The organism is Pseudomonas sp. C5pp (assembly GCF_000814065.1).
Classification (GTDB): domain Bacteria; phylum Pseudomonadota; class Gammaproteobacteria; order Pseudomonadales; family Pseudomonadaceae; genus Aquipseudomonas; species Aquipseudomonas asiatica.
In genome coordinates, this window is record NZ_JWLN01000026.1 from 14265 (window position 1) to 31727 (window position 17463).

The 17463-nt window shown below is 63.4% G+C and carries 18 protein-coding genes; 10 read left to right on the plus strand and 8 right to left on the minus strand.

Annotated features, from left to right (window positions below; all coding sequences use genetic code 11):
• Positions 1-18: 18 nt before the first annotated feature.
• Complete coding sequence (locus RR51_RS19850) at positions 19-603, plus strand: LysE family translocator (protein WP_039614466.1); 585 nt, start codon at positions 19-21, stop codon at positions 601-603.
• Between the two features lie 139 nt (positions 604-742).
• On the opposite strand, the gene RR51_RS19855 is transcribed toward RR51_RS19850, so the two are convergent.
• Positions 743-1942 carry a sugar transporter gene (locus RR51_RS19855; protein ID WP_039614467.1) on the minus strand — a complete coding sequence of 400 codons (1200 nt, stop codon included), beginning with the start codon at positions 1940-1942 and terminating at the stop codon, positions 743-745.
• A 204-nt stretch (positions 1943-2146) separates the two neighbouring features.
• Between RR51_RS19855 and RR51_RS19860 the strand changes: the two genes are divergently transcribed.
• Positions 2147-3466 (plus strand): hypothetical protein, encoded by a 1320-nt coding sequence (locus tag RR51_RS19860; protein WP_039614509.1) that lies wholly within the window; start codon positions 2147-2149, stop codon positions 3464-3466.
• A 179-nt stretch (positions 3467-3645) separates the two neighbouring features.
• On the opposite strand, the gene calA is transcribed toward RR51_RS19860, so the two are convergent.
• Positions 3646-4698: a vanillin reductase gene (gene calA / locus RR51_RS19865; protein WP_039614468.1), complete on the minus strand. Its 1053-nt coding sequence runs from the start codon at positions 4696-4698 to the stop codon at positions 3646-3648.
• A 180-nt stretch (positions 4699-4878) separates the two neighbouring features.
• Here calA and RR51_RS19870 point away from each other — a divergent pair, with 180 nt between their 5' ends.
• Positions 4879-5784, plus strand: a complete 906-nt coding sequence (locus RR51_RS19870; protein ID WP_004375934.1) for an AraC family transcriptional regulator — start codon at positions 4879-4881, stop codon at positions 5782-5784.
• A 329-nt stretch (positions 5785-6113) separates the two neighbouring features.
• Here RR51_RS19870 and RR51_RS19875 read toward each other — a convergent pair whose 3' ends face one another.
• Positions 6114-6710 carry a TetR/AcrR family transcriptional regulator gene (locus tag RR51_RS19875; protein WP_039614469.1) on the minus strand — a complete coding sequence of 199 codons (597 nt, stop codon included), beginning with the start codon at positions 6708-6710 and terminating at the stop codon, positions 6114-6116.
• Positions 6711-6803: 93 nt separating this feature from the next.
• Here RR51_RS19875 and RR51_RS19880 point away from each other — a divergent pair, with 93 nt between their 5' ends.
• Entirely contained in the window at positions 6804-7400 is a 597-nt protein-coding gene (locus RR51_RS19880; RefSeq protein WP_039614470.1) for an NAD(P)H-dependent oxidoreductase, read from the plus strand.
• 1 nt (position 7401) lies between these two features.
• Here RR51_RS19880 and thpR read toward each other — a convergent pair whose 3' ends face one another.
• A complete protein-coding gene (gene thpR, locus RR51_RS19885) occupies positions 7402-7947 on the minus strand; it encodes an RNA 2',3'-cyclic phosphodiesterase (protein ID WP_039614471.1) in 546 nt (181 codons plus the stop codon).
• Between the two features lie 125 nt (positions 7948-8072).
• Between thpR and RR51_RS19890 the strand changes: the two genes are divergently transcribed.
• The 6 genes from RR51_RS19890 to RR51_RS19915 all read left to right on the plus strand — a co-directional run bounded on the left by RR51_RS19890 (position 8073) and on the right by RR51_RS19915 (position 13134).
• Positions 8073-8873 (plus strand): hypothetical protein, encoded by an 801-nt coding sequence (locus RR51_RS19890; protein WP_039614472.1) that lies wholly within the window; start codon positions 8073-8075, stop codon positions 8871-8873.
• A 147-nt stretch (positions 8874-9020) separates the two neighbouring features.
• The gene (gene lpxO / locus RR51_RS19895) at positions 9021-9920 is read left to right on the plus strand and encodes a lipid A hydroxylase LpxO (RefSeq protein ID WP_004375932.1); all 900 of its coding nucleotides are present in this window, start codon (positions 9021-9023) and stop codon (positions 9918-9920) included.
• A gap of 119 nt (positions 9921-10039) precedes the next feature.
• Positions 10040-10384: a carboxymuconolactone decarboxylase family protein gene (locus RR51_RS19900; RefSeq protein WP_039614473.1), complete on the plus strand. Its 345-nt coding sequence runs from the start codon at positions 10040-10042 to the stop codon at positions 10382-10384.
• Between the two features lie 78 nt (positions 10385-10462).
• A complete protein-coding gene (locus tag RR51_RS19905; RefSeq protein WP_039614474.1) occupies positions 10463-11032 on the plus strand; it encodes a GNAT family N-acetyltransferase in 570 nt (189 codons plus the stop codon).
• A 78-nt stretch (positions 11033-11110) separates the two neighbouring features.
• Complete coding sequence (sstT, locus tag RR51_RS19910; protein ID WP_039614475.1) at positions 11111-12319, plus strand: serine/threonine transporter SstT; 1209 nt, start codon at positions 11111-11113, stop codon at positions 12317-12319.
• Between the two features lie 167 nt (positions 12320-12486).
• Complete coding sequence (locus RR51_RS19915; protein ID WP_025339663.1) at positions 12487-13134, plus strand: YceH family protein; 648 nt, start codon at positions 12487-12489, stop codon at positions 13132-13134.
• A 4-nt stretch (positions 13135-13138) separates the two neighbouring features.
• Here RR51_RS19915 and RR51_RS19920 read toward each other — a convergent pair whose 3' ends face one another.
• From RR51_RS19920 to gorA, 4 genes are all read right to left on the minus strand, one after another.
• A complete protein-coding gene (locus RR51_RS19920) occupies positions 13139-13327 on the minus strand; it encodes a hypothetical protein (RefSeq protein ID WP_013973178.1) in 189 nt (62 codons plus the stop codon).
• 169 nt (positions 13328-13496) lie between these two features.
• Positions 13497-15059 carry an alkyl hydroperoxide reductase subunit F gene (ahpF, locus tag RR51_RS19925; RefSeq protein WP_039614476.1) on the minus strand — a complete coding sequence of 521 codons (1563 nt, stop codon included), beginning with the start codon at positions 15057-15059 and terminating at the stop codon, positions 13497-13499.
• A gap of 125 nt (positions 15060-15184) precedes the next feature.
• The gene (gene ahpC / locus RR51_RS19930; protein WP_004375926.1) at positions 15185-15748 is read right to left on the minus strand and encodes an alkyl hydroperoxide reductase subunit C; all 564 of its coding nucleotides are present in this window, start codon (positions 15746-15748) and stop codon (positions 15185-15187) included.
• Positions 15749-16016: 268 nt separating this feature from the next.
• Positions 16017-17372: a glutathione-disulfide reductase gene (gene gorA, locus RR51_RS19935; RefSeq protein WP_039614477.1), complete on the minus strand. Its 1356-nt coding sequence runs from the start codon at positions 17370-17372 to the stop codon at positions 16017-16019.
• Positions 17373-17463 lie beyond the last annotated feature (91 nt).

Here is a 17463-nt window from a genome sequence, read left to right on the forward strand (position 1 = left end):
TATCCGGAGCCCTTGATCATGTCGCAGTCGTTGTTGCCCTTCATCCTGTTTGCCTTGGTATCCAGCATCAGCCCGGGGCCGACCAACCTGTTGATTCTTGCCCATGGGGCCCGCTTTGGCCTGTGCGCGAGCCTGGCGCCGGTCGTTGCGGCCTGCGGTGCCGCAGCGGCGATCGTGCTGATGGTGGGCCTGGGGCTAGGTGAACTGCTGCTGCGCCACCCGCTGGCCCAGCAGTTGATGAGCTGGGCCGGGGTTTTGTGGTTGAGCTGGCTGGCGTGGAAGATGCTGCGCAGTGCCGCCGCCCCGCTGCAGGCGGCCACGGCGCAAGGCTTCAGCGCACTCAGCGCGGCCTCGTTGCAGGTGGTGAACCCCAAGGTGTGGTTGATGGCCGTGGCGGTGGTCGGGGTGTTTGCCTCGCCGTCGTTGCCGGTATGGCAGCTGGCGCTGGTGTTCTGGCTGATTGCCCTGCCATGCATGGCGGCGTGGGCGCTGCTGGGGGTGGGCAGCGCGCGATGGTTGCAGGCACCGCGGCGGTTGCGGGTGTTCAACCAGGTATTGGCGGGGGTGCTGTTGATTTCTGCATGGGCTGCCGTACTGGCTTGAGCCTGTAGGAGCGGCCTTGTGTCGCGATAGGGCTGCGCAGCAGCCCCCGGCGATATTCGCTGTGAAGCTGAAATCCGGGGCCGCTGCGCGCCCCATCGCGACACAAGGCCGCTCCTACAAAGAACGCGCCAGCGCCAGGTCAGTGCGTCAGCGCCTCGCGGAAACGCCGGGTGCTGGCCACAGCCAGCAGCAACCCGGCCACTGCCACGCTACCGCCCACCAGGCCGATATCCGCCACATCCAGCTGGCTGCTGACGATACTGCCCAGCAACGCGCCACCGCCAATACCGATGTTGTAGATACCCGAGAACAGCGCCATGGCCACATCGGTGGCATCGGACGCCAGTTTCAGGGTCTTGGACTGCAGCGACAGGCTGAAGCTGAGGATCGCCACACCCCAGAACATGCTCAACGCGGCAAAAACATAGAAGTTGCCCGACAGCGGCAACAGCAGCAACAGGCACGCCGCCAGCAGGCCGATCGAACCTACCAGGAAGCCATGCGGGAAGCGGTCGCTGTAACGGCTGAACAGCACCGAGCCGAACACCCCGGCTCCGCCGAACAGCAGCAGCAATAGCGTGGTGCGCTCTGCGCCTATCTGCGCCACGTGCAGGGCGAACGGCTCGATATAGCTGTAGGCGGTGAACTGCGCGGTAATCACCAGCGTCACCAGCACATAGGTGATCACCAGCGCAGGGCGCTTGAACAGGATCGGCAGGCTGCGCAGCGAGCCCGAGTTCTGGCTGGGCAGCAGCGGCAGCGACTTCATCAGGCACAGCATGGTCGCCATCGCCACCCCGGCAATGCTCAGGAAGGTGATGCGCCAGCCCAGCGCTTCGCCCACCACGCGGCCCAGCGGGATGCCCAGGACCATGGCCAGGGTGGTGCCAGTGGCCAAAAGGCCCAGCGCCTTGGCCTGCTGCCCGGGCGGCGCCACGCGCACCGCCAGGGAAGCCGTGATGGCCCAGAACACCGCATGCGCCAAGGCAATACCGATACGGCTGACCAGCAACATGGCAAAGCTCTGTGACATCCACGACAGCAAGTGGCTGACGATGAACACCAGGAACACGAACAGCAACAGCCGCCGCCGCTCGATGTTGCGCGTCAGCAGCATCATCGGCAGCGAGGCCAGCGCCACCACCCAGGCGTAGATGGTCAGCATCAGGCCGACTTGCGCGGTGCTCATGTCGAAGCTGCGGCCAATGTCGCTGAGCAGCGCCACCGGGACGAACTCGGTGGTGTTGAAGATGAAGGCCGCCAGGGCCAGGGCAATGACGCTCAGCCAGCTGCCGCTACCCGCCGTGGGTGGCATGTTGGTGGGTATGGGTCCATTCATGGGTACAAACCGCTTCTCCGCAGGCAAGGCAACAGGACGCACGTCAGCCACCCTCTTGCCGGGGTGTCGACGCACGCTTTGTTATTGGAAGGAATGCCCGGCATGGTACGCGTCAAGCCGGGGGCTCACAACCGCGAGGCGGGCAGAAGGAGTAACATGCGCGCTTTGTGCGAACGCGTATGCAACAAGGAGCCCGATCCGCTCATGGACCAGCAGCACTCCCAGCAGCAACAGTGGCAGCAGGCGGTCACCGCCTATGCCCAGGCCGTCAACGACTATGTCGCGCAGGGCCGCGCGCAAGGCTGGGATGACCTCGAAGAGCCCCTGCCGCAGGCCACCGAGCATTTGCTCGATGCCTGGCTGCAGGCCCTGCAAGCAGCCAACCGGCCCGGCGTCGAAGCCTTTGAGCAGCAAGCCTTCCGCGAAGCCTGGCCGCCCGCCCACCACCCCTTGCTGCCGCTGATCAAGGAGCACGGGCAAGGTATCGGCAACGTCCTGCTGCTGGAGGATGGCAGCCTGCTGGCACGTATCGGCATGCCGCATGACAAAGGCCAGGTGGTGCGCATTGACCCTTTCGGGGTGACCCCGGTGATCGGCGTCGATCACTTCGGCCGCTGCCCGGCCCGCCGCTATTTCGCCCTGGCCAATGCCGAGGGCATACGCGTGACCGATGGCTGGGGCGGCCCGCAGGTGCTGCGTCTGGCCTGGCCCACGGGGTTGGAGGGGTTGCCGCCGGGTTACCCGTTCGAGCCCTTCGACCTGCCGCCCACGCCGACCACGCTGATCCCCTTTCCGGATGGCCAGCGGGTGCTGCTGGTGAGCGCCGAGGGTATCTTCCTGCTGACCCGCCACGGTGCGACCCGCCTGCTGCCGCACCAGGCGCGGGTGCTCGACGAACTGGACGAAGGCACCGACCCGGACGACATCAGCCTGGGGCTGAGCATGGAGCACGGTGCGGTATCGGCGGATGGTCGGTTGATCGTGGTTGGCGAGCAAGGCAGCCGCCATCTGGTGCTGGATGACCAGCTCCGGCCCGTGGCGGCCATCGGCCCGGCCAGCGAGTATCCGCACTTTGCGCTGTTCAATCGTGCAGGTGACCAGTTGATAGTCAATGCCTGCCATTTCTATAGCGGTGCCACGCTGGCCGTCAGGGTGGCCGACTTGCCGGGGCTGGATACCGACTACTACAGCCAGGACCCGCGTACCCCGCTGGTACAGGATGGCGCACGGGTGTATGCCGGCGTGGCGCGCGAGGGCGAATATATCGTGGGGGATGCCTATGGTTACCTGCGGGCATTTGGCGAAGATGGCACGGAGCATTGGCAGCATTACCTGGGGTCGACCATCAGCGCGCTGGATATCAGTGCCGACGGGCGTACGCTGGTAGCGGCGAGCCATGCCGGGTTCGTTTCGGTGATTGCCCTGGACAACGGGCGGCCGGCCTGGCAGATCGGTACCGGGGCGCATGGCGAGGTACGGCGGTGGTTGTTCTGGAAAGGCTGGGACAGGGCATTGGCCTGGTAACAGATCCAGCATCTTCATTGCCTGTACCGGCCTCTTCGCGGGCTCGCCCGCTCCCACAGGGACATCACAGGCGCCAAGGTCTGCGCAGTCTCTGTGGGAAGGTTCAATACAGAACCTGAAACCTGCACGATACCTGTGGGAGCGGGTTCACCCGCGAAGAGGCCGGGGCAGGCAACCAATCAGCCCTGCAAAGTGGCCATATCGATCACGAACCGGTACTTCACGTCCCCGGCAATCATCCGCTCATACGCCTGGTTGATGTTGCGGATATCCAGCAACTCGATATCACAACGAATCGCGTGCTCGGCGCAGAAATCCAGCACTTCCTGCGTCTCGGCAATACCACCGATCAACGACCCTGCCAGCACCCGGCGCTTCATCACCAGATTGGCCGCATGCACTGCCGGGTCGATCGGCTCGATCAGGCCGACCAGGATGTGCACGCCATCGAATTTAAGGGTTTCCAGGTACGGATTCAGGTCGTGCTGCACCGGGATGGTATCGAGCAGGAAGTCGAAACGGCCCGCCGCGGCGCGCATCTGCTCGGCATCGGTGGACACGATCACATGGTCGGCACCCTGGCGACGGCCTTCCTCGGCCTTGGCCTGGGAACGGGTGAACAGGGTCACTTCGGCGCCCAGGGCCTTGGCCAGCTTGATAGCCATGTGGCCCAGGCCGCCCATGCCGAGGATGCCGATCTTGTGACCAGGGCCGACACCGTGGTGCTTGAGCGGCGAATAGGTGGTGATGCCAGCGCAGAGGATTGGCGCGGCGCTGGGCAGGTCCATGCCGGCCGGGATGCGCACCACGAAGTGCTCGCTGACCACGATGCTGCTGGAGTAACCGCCCATGGTGTTGCTACCGTCGACCCGGTCCGGGGTGGCGTAGGTCATGGTCGGCCCTTCCAGGCAGTATTGCTCCAGGTCCTTGGCACAGGCTTCGCAGTGGCGGCACGAGTCGACCATGCAGCCAACGCCGACCAGGTCGCCGACCTTGTGTGTGGTCACTTTGTCGCCCACAGCGGTGACGCGGCCGATGATCTCGTGGCCAGGCATCAGCGGGTACACGGCAATGCCCCATTCGTTGCGCGCCTGGTGGATGTCGGAGTGGCATACGCCGCAGTAAAGGATGTCGATGGCGACGTCGTCAGGGCGCGGGCTGCGACGCTCGAAGGTCATGGGAGCCAGAGGGCTGGTGGGGGTCTGGGCGGCGTAACCGATGGCGGTATACATGCAGGGCCTCGCTATGAAGTGAAACGATTCAGGCTGCGCATTCTGCGCGCCGTGCGTCGCTTCGCCCACGACTGATTCTCCGGTATCGATGCCTGATTCTCCGAAGATGCCATGCAGCATCTGGCGCCGAGCGTTCATTCTGCGATGATCAAACTGTCTGATCCTCTGCCCAGGTCCATCATGCAACTGACCCGCCACGTCGACGCCAATGCGCCGCTTTGCACACTGATCCGCAGCCTTGCCACGCGCCCAGGCTTCGTGCCCACGCACCTGCCCCAGGTGCAGGTGCTGAGCTGGGACCACTATGTGGCCAGCAGCCCGCAGATCTACGAACCCAGCCTGATGATCCTGGCCCAGGGCAGCAAGCTGGCGCGCCTGGGGCCGCGTACCCTGGAATATGGCGCCGGGCATTATCTGGTGCAGGCATTGTCGGTGCCGTTCATGTGCGAAACCTTTGCCACCCCCGAAGCACCGTTGCTGGGCGTGGCGGTGGACATCGACCGCGGCGTGCTGGGTGAACTGGTGCAAAGCATGGCCCTGGCGCCGGATGCCGCGGTGCAGGCGCAAACCCCGCATTCAATGACCTCGGCTGCACTCGATGCGCCGATGCGCGAATGCGTGGAACGGCTGCTGCGCTGCCTGCAGGACCCGGTGGACGCCAAGGTGCTGGGCCCGGCGCGGGTACGCGAGGTGCTGTACACCGCCTTGCGCGGCCCACAGGCGGGCGTGTTGCGGGCGCTGGTGGAGCAACAAGGGCACTTCGCCCGCATCGGCGCCGCCCTTGCCCACCTGCGCGAACACTACACCGAGCCGCTGAGCGTTGAAGCGCTGGCCGCACGCGCCAACATGAGCGTTTCGACCTTCCACGAGCACTTCAAGCGCTGCACCGACATGGCGCCGATGCAGTACCTCAAGCGCCTGCGGCTGCTGAAGGCGCAGCAGATGCTGATCGGCGAAGGCCTGGGGGTGGCGCAGACCGCGCACCGGGTGGGGTACCAGAGCACCTCGCAGTTCAGCCGCGAGTACAAGCGCCAGTTCGCCCGCAGCCCGGGGGATGAATTGCCGTACCAGAGCCTGCCGGTGTAATCGCCTGCCCTGGCCCCATCGCCGGCAAGCCGGCTCTCATGGAACAACACATGACTTATTGGTTCAGCAAGGTTCTGTAGGAGCAGCCTTGTGCTGCGAAGAGGTCGATACTGCCAAAGCCTGTCTATTGCTTGTGCCGGCCTCTTCGCAGCACAAGGCTGCTCCTACAAAGGACGCGGCAAACGAGAGATAGTTGTTCTCTGCGCGACAGCGCAGCCCAAAAGGGCTGGGCAATCTCCCGCAGATACTGCACAAGGCATGAGGTCGATGCAGTCGAGGTGGTGCTTGCCGGCGATGGGCTGCAGAGCAGCCCCGGCATTCTCAAGGCTTCATTGCCGCTCGACCATCGCCACTATTGCTGCCTGCAATTCGGCCTTGGCCTGCCCCACCTCCAGTTCCCCCGCAGCAGCCGCCTGCGACAAGGCATCCGCCGCCCCCGCCAGCAAGCGCATGCCCGCCACCCCGATGTTGCCACTGGGCGAAAACCCGGCCAACGCCTCACGGCATTTGTCCAGAAACGGCTGCTCATAGGCCCGCTTCAGCGCTTCCATTTCCGGCGAGCCGGCCAATGCCGCCGATACTCCGGGTATCTCCAGCCCCTGGCTCATCACACAGTCCACATACGCCTCGGCAATCACCCCGGCGCGGCTGGCCAGGCTAGCGTCACAACGCGCCAGCGCCTGCTCCAGCATCCGCGACTGCCGTGCATCGTATTGCTGGTACAGCGCCACCAACAACCCGGTCCGGGTCTCGAAATGGTCATAGACCACCGGCTTGGTCACCCCCGCCTGCTCGGCCAAACGCCCCAGGCTCAAGGCATCGGTGCCCTCCTCCCGTACCAGCTGCCAGGCCACATCGAGCAACTGCAGACGGCGCTCTTCGCGGCTCAGGCGCTTGCGCGAGCGGCCTTGATCATCGCTTGACATCGTTTACCTACCAAAAGTAACTTACTAAACGTAACTTACCTTGAGTATATAGCGCTCTGGGTAACCCTGCATCCCAATCTTGGAGAGCCCACCATGCATGCCCTGATCGTCGTCGGTCATCACGACCCGCAATCCCTCACCCATGCCCTGGCCCGACAGATCGCCGCCGGCCTGACCAACGCAGGCCACGGCAGCGAAATCGCCGACCTGGCCAGTGAAGGTTTCGACCCGCGTTTCGGCCTGGCCGACCATGCGGTGCACCGCAGGCTGGCAGCCCCGCCGGCGGATGTACTCAGGGAGCAGGCGCGTATTGATCGCGCCGATGCGCTGGTGCTGGTCTACCCCATCTATTGGTGGTCGCTGCCGGCCTTGCTCAAAGGCTGGGTCGAGCGGGTGTTCAGCAATGGCTGGGCCTTCGATTATGAAGGGGGCATCACCGTCAAGAAGCTGCGCGGCATGAAGGTGCACCTGGTCGGTGTCGCCGGTGCCGACAGCGGCACTTTCGAACGTCACGGCTATGGCGAGGCGATGCGCGTGCAGATCGAGCACGGCATCTTCGACTACTGCGGCGCCGAGGTACTCAGCTCCACCCTGCTGGACGACAGCGAAGGCGCAGCCCCGGCACTGCACCTGCACACTGCACGCACGCTGGGCGAGCAGATGTTCGCAGACTGCGAGGCCATGGCCTGAATCAGCCTGAAAGCGGCCATTGCGCCAATGGCCAGTAAGCGCCCTTGCGCGACTCGTACAGTGTGAAATGGCGGGCGGCGAGGTAGAAATCCGGCGCGCTGCTGGCTTCTGGCGGCTGGCCGCGGTAATCCCTGGCCAGCGTCAGGTGCGGGCGATACTCACGGTCGGCCGCTTCCACCCCCAACGGCAGCAGCGCCTGCTGCAAGCTGTACACCAGTTGCAACAGGGCCGGTGGGGTCTGCTGCGCCTCCAGCACCAGGGCGCTGGCCCGCTGCCATACCTGCAGGCGGTCCAGCAACAGCCTTGGTGCCGTGGCCGGTAGCGCCAACTGGTCGACCGCCGCGCAAATAGCAGGCACATGGGCGGTATCCACGTCACCGAGAAACAGCAGTGTCACATGGAAGTTGGCGGCCGGCACTGGCTTGCCGTTGCGCAGGCTCAGGCCACGTCGCCACTGGGCCAGGGCGCGGCGCTGGGCATCGCTCACCGGCAAGGCGAAGAACAGGCGCTTGAATGGTTTTTCGATACGTCCGCTGACCGGTGTCATCGTGCCGCTCCTGAAGATGCGCAAAGCACGTACTGATGCGCTGGGAAACTCGCAGGGCTGCCAGTTTCGCGGGCAGGGACCCAAACCATACGCTGAGGTCTCCATTCAATCATATAGATACGGTTATGAAACAGCGTCAGCAAACACGGAATACCCAGCCTGCCATGCAAGCGAAACTGAAATGGGGCAACCAGCGTGAGCATGAGTTCACGACTGATGTCATAGATACAGATATCAGTAATGGCAACCGCTCATTTTTCGCCATTCAGTACACGGAGGGATCAGATACCGCTTATAGCTATATATTCCTGAATATCCCGGAACGTTATCTGGTGGCGGGCGCATCCCTCAAGATCGGTGCAGGTGAGAAAGCCGAGATCAACGCCTATTTCGGTTCGACTTCGATTGGTCGCTCAGGTTGGGCGACCGGGGGCTCAATCGATATTACCGAGATGGATGAGGCTTCCAAGGCATTTGCCGCAACGTTCCACTACACCATTGAACACACCATGGGCATGGTTGAGATCGTGGATGGCTCGTTGTCCTTGTCACTGGCCGACGATGCAAAGACCAACGGCACCGGCCGGGTCACCGCCAACCTCGACCCCACTATTTTCCCCTCGCTGGGCAACCTTGACGCTCAAACCATCAAATCCAAGGTACTTCAAGACGGGCGCATCCAACTCTCCGCCAGGCAGCAAGTGGACAACGCTTCCCAAGGCATCCTGATGCTGTTCAATGAACAACATGCACGCCTGCTTTTCTTGATTGGCAGTTTGGGCTTTCCCATGACTGGGGGCTGCGTGAAGCATGAGTGGAACGTGGAGAACAGGACCCTGACCGCCGAATTCACTGATTATGTAATCAGTTACCAAGGCAAGGACCATCACATCACCGGCGGCAGCATCGAGGTGACTCTGGCCTGATGCATCGCCTGCAGACCTTGGCACAGCGGTGACGCTTGTACCAAGGTCTGCCACTGTTGCGTCACATTCTTCTATAAAGCATCGACTCGATTGTTTATGCTGGCGGGCTTAGCCATCACGCATGGCCATTACTTGACGTATCCGCCCATGAAAATCGCCTTAGTCCTCATCTTCGTCCTCTCGATCGCCTATGTTCACCTGCGCGGTCGCGTTCGCCACAAGCTGACCCGTCAGCTGGGCGACCACTCCAGTTTCCTGGCCCCGGTCAACAGCTTCCTGTACCTGTTTTCCCGGCACCCGGCCAAGCCTTACCTGCCGGTGGAGGCCTTCCCCGAACTGCAGACGCTGCAGGACCATTGGCAGGAAATCCGCGAGGAAGCCCAACAGCTGCTGCATGTGGGCGAAATCAAGAAGTCCGACAATTACGATGATGTCGGTTTCAACTCATTCTTCAAGACCGGCTGGAAGCGCTTCTACCTGAAGTGGTACGGCGAAAGCCACCCGTCGGCGATGACCCTTTGCCCACGCACCACCGAGTTGCTCAAAGGCATCGGCACGGTCAAGGCCGCCATGTTCGCCACCCTGCCACCGGGCGCCAAGTTGGTGCGCCACCGCGACCCGTATGCCGGCTCGTACCGCTACCACCTGGGCCTGGACACGCCTAACGACGATGGTTGCTACATCGATGTGGACGGTGAGAAGTATTCCTGGCGCGATGGCGAGGGCGTGATCTTCGACGAGACCTACATCCACTACGCGGCCAATACCACCGAGCACAACCGCATCATCCTGTTCTGCGACGTGGAACGCCCGCTCAAGTACCGCTGGGCAACCGCGTTCAACCGCTGGTTCAGCCGCAACGTCATGGCCGCTGCTGCCGCCCCCAACGATGCCGGCGACAAGACCGGTGGCATCAACCGGCTGTTCACTCGTATCTACAAGATCCGCGAACGTGGCAAGGCGCTGAAGAAGCGCAACCGCACGCGCTACTACCTGGAGAAGTGGGCGTTCGTCGCGGCGTTGGTGCTGGTGTTCATCTATATCTGATCGATGTGGGAGCGCGCAGTCCAAAGGCCTGCGCGCAACCAACCAAAGTACAAGCCTCACACTTTCCACTCTTCGACTAGCCTGAAAGCTCCACTCGCAACCTCCCCAAGGTGAAGACGATGAGCATGATGGACTGGGACGCCTACCGTAAGCAGTTGATGGCCGGCATCGGCGATCTCAAGCAGCTATCCCCTGACACCGTGGCCGGCTACATGACCGCCAGCGGCGCAGGGGCCAAGACCAACCACCTGGACGCCAAGACTCGCGAGCTGATCTCACTTGCCGTGGCCGTGACCACCCGCTGCGATGGTTGCATCGCCGTGCATTCACAGCAGGCCGTCAAACACGGCGCCAGCCGCGAGGAAATCGCCGAGGCCCTGGGCGTGGCCGTGGCGATGAATGCCGGCGCCGCGCTGGTCTACTCGGCACGTGCCATGGATGCGGTGGGCAAGGCCAACAGCTGAACGCAAATGGCGTCGCCGCCCTTGCGCGACGGCGCCGCGCCACCCAGACTGGGCGGCCCAGCCCTTGCAGGAACCCGCATGATCCACATCCGCCCCATGACGCCGGAAGACTTCGAACACTTCTGGCCCACCTTCCAGGCCGTCGTACAAGCCCGTGAAACCTACGCATTCGACCCGGCCCTCAGCTTCGAACAGGCCCGCCAGCTGTGGCTGGAACTGCCCATGCGCACATTCGTGGCCGAAGAAGACGGCGCGATGCTGGGGTCGTATTACCTCAAGGCCAATGCCGCCGGGCCCGGTGGGCACGTGGGCAATTGCGGCTACATGGTCTGTGAAACGGCACGCGGCCGCGGCGTCGCGCGGTTGATGTGCGAGCACTCCCAGAAACAGGCACGCCAGGAGGGCTTTCTGGCCCTGCAGTTCAACTCGGTGGTGGCCACCAACGAGGTGGCAGTGGCGCTGTGGCACAAGCTGGGCTTCGAAACCGTTGGCCGCTTGCCCAAGGCCTACCGCCATGCCCGCCTGGGGCTGGTGGACTGCCTGGTGATGTACAAGTGGCTGGCGGACGAGCCGGTAGTGGAGAAGCCGCCACTGCTGATCGGGCGCAAGAACATCGAGGCGCGGGTGTCGCGGCGGCGCGGGCGCTGACTTCTTCAGGCCGCCCTGCTCGACGAAGGTCTATGGTAAAGTCGCGCCCTTTTTGAACATGCTGGGATATCGTTGCACATGACCCCCGTCCTCCGCTTCCTCAACCGCACCAGCCTGGTGACGCAGATCGTCATCGGCCTGATCGCCGGCATCGCCCTGGCCCTGCTTGCGCCCGCCATCGCCCGCGACATGGCCTTCCTCGGGAAAGTCTTCGTCAGCGCCCTCAAGGCGGTGGCGCCCGTGCTGGTGTTCATTCTGGTCATGGCATCGATCGCCAACCACCGTCACGGCCAGGAAACCCATATTCGCCCGATCCTCTGGCTGTACCTGCTGGGCACCTTCAGCGCAGCGGTAGTCGCCGTGGTCGCCAGCATGCTGTTCCCGTCCAACCTGGTGCTGACTACCAGCGACGCTGCGCTGAGCGCGCCGGGGGGCATTACCGAGGTGCTGCAGAACCTGCTGCTGAGTGCGGTCGACAACCCGATCAACGCGCTGCTCAACGCCAACTTCATCGGGATACTGACCTGGGCCATCGGCCTGGGCGTGGCCCTGCGCCATGCCGGCGAAACCACCCGCACCGTGGTAGAGGACCTGTCCAATGGCGTGACCCTGATCGTACGCGTGGTCATCCGCTTCGCCCCGGTGGGCATCTTTGGCCTGGTCAGCGCCACGCTGGCCCAATCGGGCCTGGACGCCCTGCTCGGCTACTTGCACCTGCTGGCGGTGCTGATCGGCTGCATGCTGTTCGTGGCGCTGGTGATGAACCCGCTGATCGTGTATTGGAAGATCCGCCGCAACCCCTACCCGCTGACCCTGCTCTGCCTGCGCGAAAGCGGTATCACCGCGTTCTTCACTCGCAGCTCGGCAGCCAACATCCCGGTCAACCTGGCCCTGTCGGAGCGCCTTGGCCTGCATGAGGACACCTATTCGGTGTCGATCCCGCTGGGTGCGACCATCAACATGGCCGGTGCCGCCATCACCATTACCGTGCTGACCCTGGCGGCAGTGCATACTCTGGGTATTATGGTGGACCTGCCGACCGCCGTGCTGCTCAGCGTGGTGGCGGCGGTCTGTGCCTGCGGCGCCTCGGGCGTGGCCGGTGGCTCGCTGCTGCTGATTCCACTGGCGTGCAGCCTGTTTGGTATCCCTAGCGAAATTGCCATGCAGGTGGTGGCGGTGGGCTTCATCATCGGCGTGCTGCAGGATTCGGCCGAGACGGCGCTGAATTCTTCGACCGATGTGCTGTTTACCGCAGCGGCGTGCCAGGCTGAAGAGCGTAAAGCCTGAGTTTGCAGGGCCCCTGTGGGAGCGGGTTCACCCGCGAATCAGGCGACGCGGTGCATGGCACCGGCTGCGCCGGTGTTCGCGGGTGAACCCGCTCCCACAGGGGCCAATTGCCTAACACGATGGCATTACCTACCCTAGTGGCCTTTCCCCAGCAATGAGACAGGGCCATGTCAGAACACGAAACCGCCGGCGAAGGCCGCTTCAACAGCATCGAGATCCGTATTCTCGGCTCGCTGATCGAGAAGCAGGCCACCAGCCCGGAAAGCTACCCGCTGACCCTCAACGCCCTGGTCCTGGCCTGCAACCAGAAGACCAGTCGCGAGCCGGTCATGAACCTCACCCAAGGCCAGGTCGGCCAAGCCCTGCGCGCCCTCGAAGGGCAGGACATGACCCGTCTGCAGATGGGCAGCCGCGCCGACCGCTGGGAACAACGGGTGGACAAGGCACTTGAGCTGGTGCCGGCGCAACTGGTGCTGATGGGCCTGATGTTCCTGCGCGGGCCGCAAACCCTCAACGAACTGCTGACCCGCAGCAACCGCCTGCACGACTTCGACGACACCGAGCAGATCCAGCACCAGCTGGAGCGCCTGATATCGCGCGGCCTGGCCTTGCACCTGCCGCGTCAGGCCGGCCAGCGCGAAGACCGTTACACCCATGCTTTGGGCGACCCTGCCGAAATCGAGGCAATCCTGGCTGCCCGGCAGCAGGAAGGCGGGGCACGCAGCAGCGGCGGCAATGTGTCGGAAGAACGCATCGAAGCCCTCGAAGCCCGCATCGCGGCGCTGGAGGCACGCCTGGCCGAACTGGAAGGCTGAGCCGTCACGGCTCGGGGTCGGGGAAGTTGCGGCAGCTCTTGCGCTCGGCCAGCTCCCGGTCACTGGGGCGCTGGTCGACGAACACGGTGCGGCCGTCGGCGTAGATTTCCAGGTAGCCCCAATGCAGGTCCTGCTCTTGCTGCCCGGGCTTTGGGGGGACTAGCCACCAGGGTTCGCGGCTGATCAGGGTCATGGGTGTGATTCCTGAGGGTGTCTGCAGTAATCATAGACATCCTCGGTTATTTCTTTGCTTTTGCCGGCCCTTTCGCGGCTAAAGCCGCTCCTACAGGGATCTGTACAGTTTTCAAAATCTGCGCAGTACCTGTGGGAGCGGCTTTAGCCGCGAAGAGGCCAGTACGGGCTTACGCCGGTGCCGAAGTGCGGATCAGGTGGTCAAAGGCCGCCAGCGATGCCTTGGCCCCCTCACCTACCGCAATCACGATCTGCTTGTACGGCACAGTCGTCACGTCACCCGCCGCAAACACACCAGGGATGCTGGTCTGGCCCTTGGCATCGACGATGATCTCGCCACGCGGCGACAACTCGACGGTGCCTTTCAGCCAGTCGGTGTTCGGCAGCAGGCCGATCTGCACGAAGATGCCTTCCAGCGCCACTTCATGCTGTTGGTCGGTGGTGCGGTCCTTGTAACGCAGGCCGGTCACCTTTTCGCCATTGCCCAGCACTTCGGTGGTCAGTGCACTGGTGATCACCTTGACGTTCGGCAGGCTGTGCAACTTGCGCTGCAGTACCGCATCGGCACGCAGCTGGCTGTCGAACTCGATCAGCGTCACCTGGGCGACGATACCCGCCAGGTCGATGGCCGCTTCCACACCCGAGTTGCCACCACCGATCACCGCCACGCGCTTGCCCTTGAACAGCGGGCCGTCACAGTGCGGGCAGTAAGCCACGCCGCGGGCGCGGTATTCCTGTTCGCCCGGCACATTCATCTCACGCCAGCGGGCACCGGTAGCCAGGATAACGGTCTTGGCCTTGAGTGAGGCACCGCCGGCCAGGCGTACTTCGTGCAGGCCGCCATCGGTGGCCGGGATCAGCGCTTCACCGCGCTGCAGGTTCATGATGTCCACGTCGTACTGCTTGACGTGCTCTTCCAGCGCCGTGGCCAGCTTCGGCCCTTCGGTTTCCTGTACCGAGATGAAGTTCTCGATGGCCAGGGTGTCGAGCACCTGGCCGCCGAAACGCTCGGCCGCAATACCGGTGCGGATGCCTTTACGCGCGGCATAGATAGCTGCCGAGGCGCCGGCGGGGCCACCACCGACCACCAGCACGTCGAAGGCGCCCTTGGCGTTGATCTTTTCGGCCTGGCGGCTGCCTGCGTTGGTGTCGATCTTGCCGAGGATTTCTTCCAGGCCCATGCGGCCCTGGCCAAACACTTCGCCGTTCAGGTAAATGCTCGGCACCGCCATGATCTTGCGCGATTCCACTTCCGCCTGGAACAGCGCGCCATCGATGGCCACGTGGCGCACGTTGGGGTTGAGGACCGCCATCAGGTTCAGCGCCTGGACCACGTCCGGGCAGTTCTGGCACGACAGCGAGAAGTAGGTCTCGAAGGTGAACTCGCCTTCCAGCGCCTGGATCTGTTCGATCACTTCGGCACTGGCCTTGGACGGGTGGCCCCCGACCTGCAGGAGTGCCAGCACCAGCGAGGTAAATTCGTGGCCCATGGGGATGCCGGCGAAGCGCAGGTTTATGTCGGCTCCCGGGCGGTTCAGCGAGAACGATGGACGACGGGCATCGCTGCCGTCCGCGCTGAAGGTAATAAGGTTCGACAGGCTGGCAATTTCCACCAGCAGGTCGTGCAATTCGCGGGATTTCGCGCCGTCGTCGAGGGAGGCAACGATCTCGATCGGCTGGGTGACCCGCTCCAGGTAGGTTTTCAGTTGCGATTTAAGCGTGGCGTCCAACATACGGGCGATTCCTTTTTCAAAACTCGGATACAAAAACGCCCAGGCGAGGTCGCCCGGGCGCTTTTACGGGGCGGTAGGTACTTCAGCTTTGGCGGCTGGCTACCGCCCGCGACATACACATCGGCTTAGATCTTGCCGACGAGGTCCAGCGACGGGGCCAGGGTGGCTTCGCCTTCTTTCCACTTGGCCGGGCAAACTTCGCCTGGGTGAGCGGCAACGTACTGGGCAGCCTTCACCTTGCGCAGCAGTTCGGCAGCATCGCGGCCTACACCACCGTCGTTCAGTTCGACGATCTTGATCTGGCCTTCCGGGTTGATCACGAAGGTACCGCGATCGGCCAGGCCGGCTTCTTCGATCAGCACGTCGAAGTTGCGCGAGATGACGTGGGTCGGGTCACCGATCAGCGGGTACTGGATCTTGCCGATGGTGTCCGAAGTGTCGTGCCAGGCTTTATGGGTGAAGTGGGTGTCGGTGGACACACCGTAGATTTCCACGCCCAGCTTCTGGAACTCGGCGTAGTTGTCAGCAAGGTCACCCAGCTCGGTCGGGCAGACGAAGGTGAAGTCGGCCGGGTAGAAGAACACGACAGACCACTTGCCTTTCAGGTCGGCTTCGCTGACCTGGACGAACTCGCCTTTGTGGTAGGCGGTGGCGTTGAACGGTTTGACCTGGCTGTTGATGATTGGCATGAGAGACGCTCCTTCATGGGGTTGGAATCAGTTGATGGAGAGAATCCTAACCGCTGGTCCCGATAAAGGCTCATTGGCAAAGCTCATGCTTTTGATTGGTTTTGGCTATAACCGAGGATAATTGATAGAAGGGAATGGGCTGAGCAAAGGATTGCGGGGCATTCAAGGGCCCCATCGCCGGCAAGCCAGCTCCCACAAGTACCGCGCAGGTCTCTGCACTTGTGCAATCCCTGTGGGAGCTGGCTTGCCGGCGATGGGGCCAGTGGCATCAGCGAGTGACCGTGCGCATGGTCACGAACTCTTCGGCCGCCGTCGGGTGCACGCCGATGGTTTCGTCGAACTGTTGCTTGGTCGCACCGGCCTTCAGGGCAATGCCCAGGCCCTGGATGATCTCGCCAGCATCAGGGCCAACCATGTGGCAGCCCAGCACCTTGTCGGTTTCAGCATCGACCACCAGCTTCATCAAGGTCTTTTCCTGGATGTCGGTCAGGGTCAGTTTCATCGCACGGAAGCGGCTCTCGAATACCTGCACCTTGTGCCCTGCCTCCAGCGCCTGCTCCTCGGTCAGGCCCACGGTGCCGATGGGCGGCTGGCTGAAGACTGCGGTGGGGATGTTCTGGTAGTCCACCGGGCGGTATTGCTCAGGCTTGAACAGGCGCCGGGCCACGGCCATGCCCTCGGCGAGTGCCACCGGGGTCAGTTGCACGCGGCCAATCACATCGCCAATCGCCAGAATCGACGGCGCGGTGGTCTGGTATTGCGGGTCTACCCGGATATAACCGCGTTCATCCAGCTCGACGCCGGTGTTCTCCAGGCCAAGGTTGTCCAGCATCGGGCGCCGGCCGGTGGCATAGAACACGCAATCGGTGACCAGCTCGCGGCCATCCTTGAGGGTGGCCTTGAGGCTGCCGTCCTCGAGCTTGTCGATGCGCTGGATGTCGGCATTGAACTGCAGGTCAAGGCCGCGCTTTTCCAGTTCTTCCTTCAGGTGCGTGCGCACCGAACCGTCGAAGCCACGCAGGAACAGGTCGCCACGGTACAGCAGCGTGGTAGCCGACCCCAGGCCCTGGAAGATACCGGCGAACTCGACGGCGATGTAGCCACCGCCCACCACCAGCACCCGGCGTGGCAGGTCCTTGAGGTAGAAGGCTTCGTTGGAGGTGATGGCCAGTTCCTTGCCCGGAATGTCCGGCACCTGTGGCCAGCCACCGGTGGCGATGAGGATGTGCTCGGCGGTGTAGCGCTGGCCTTCCACTTCCACTTCATTGGCACCGGTCAGACGCGCATGCCCCTGCAGCAAGGTAACCCCGCTGTTGACCAGCAGGTTGCGGTAGATGCCGTTGAGGCGCTCGATTTCCCGGTTCTTGTTGGCAATCAGGGTGCCCCAGTCGAAGTGCCCTTCTTCCAGGGTCCAGCCGAAGCCTGCGGCCTGTTCCAGTTCGTCGGCGACGTGTGCGCCGTACACCAGCAGCTTTTTCGGCACGCAGCCGACGTTGACGCAGGTGCCGCCCAGGTAGCGGCTCTCGGCCACTGCCACCTTTGCCCCGAAGCCGGCGGCAAACCGCGCCGCGCGCACACCGCCGGACCCGGCACCAATCACGAACAGATCAAAATCGTAGGCCATGTATTCACTCTCCTAGGCAGGCGCCCAGCATAACGCACTGGGGCCGCTTTGCGACCCTTCGCGGGCCCGCCCGCTCCCACAGTACCGGCGC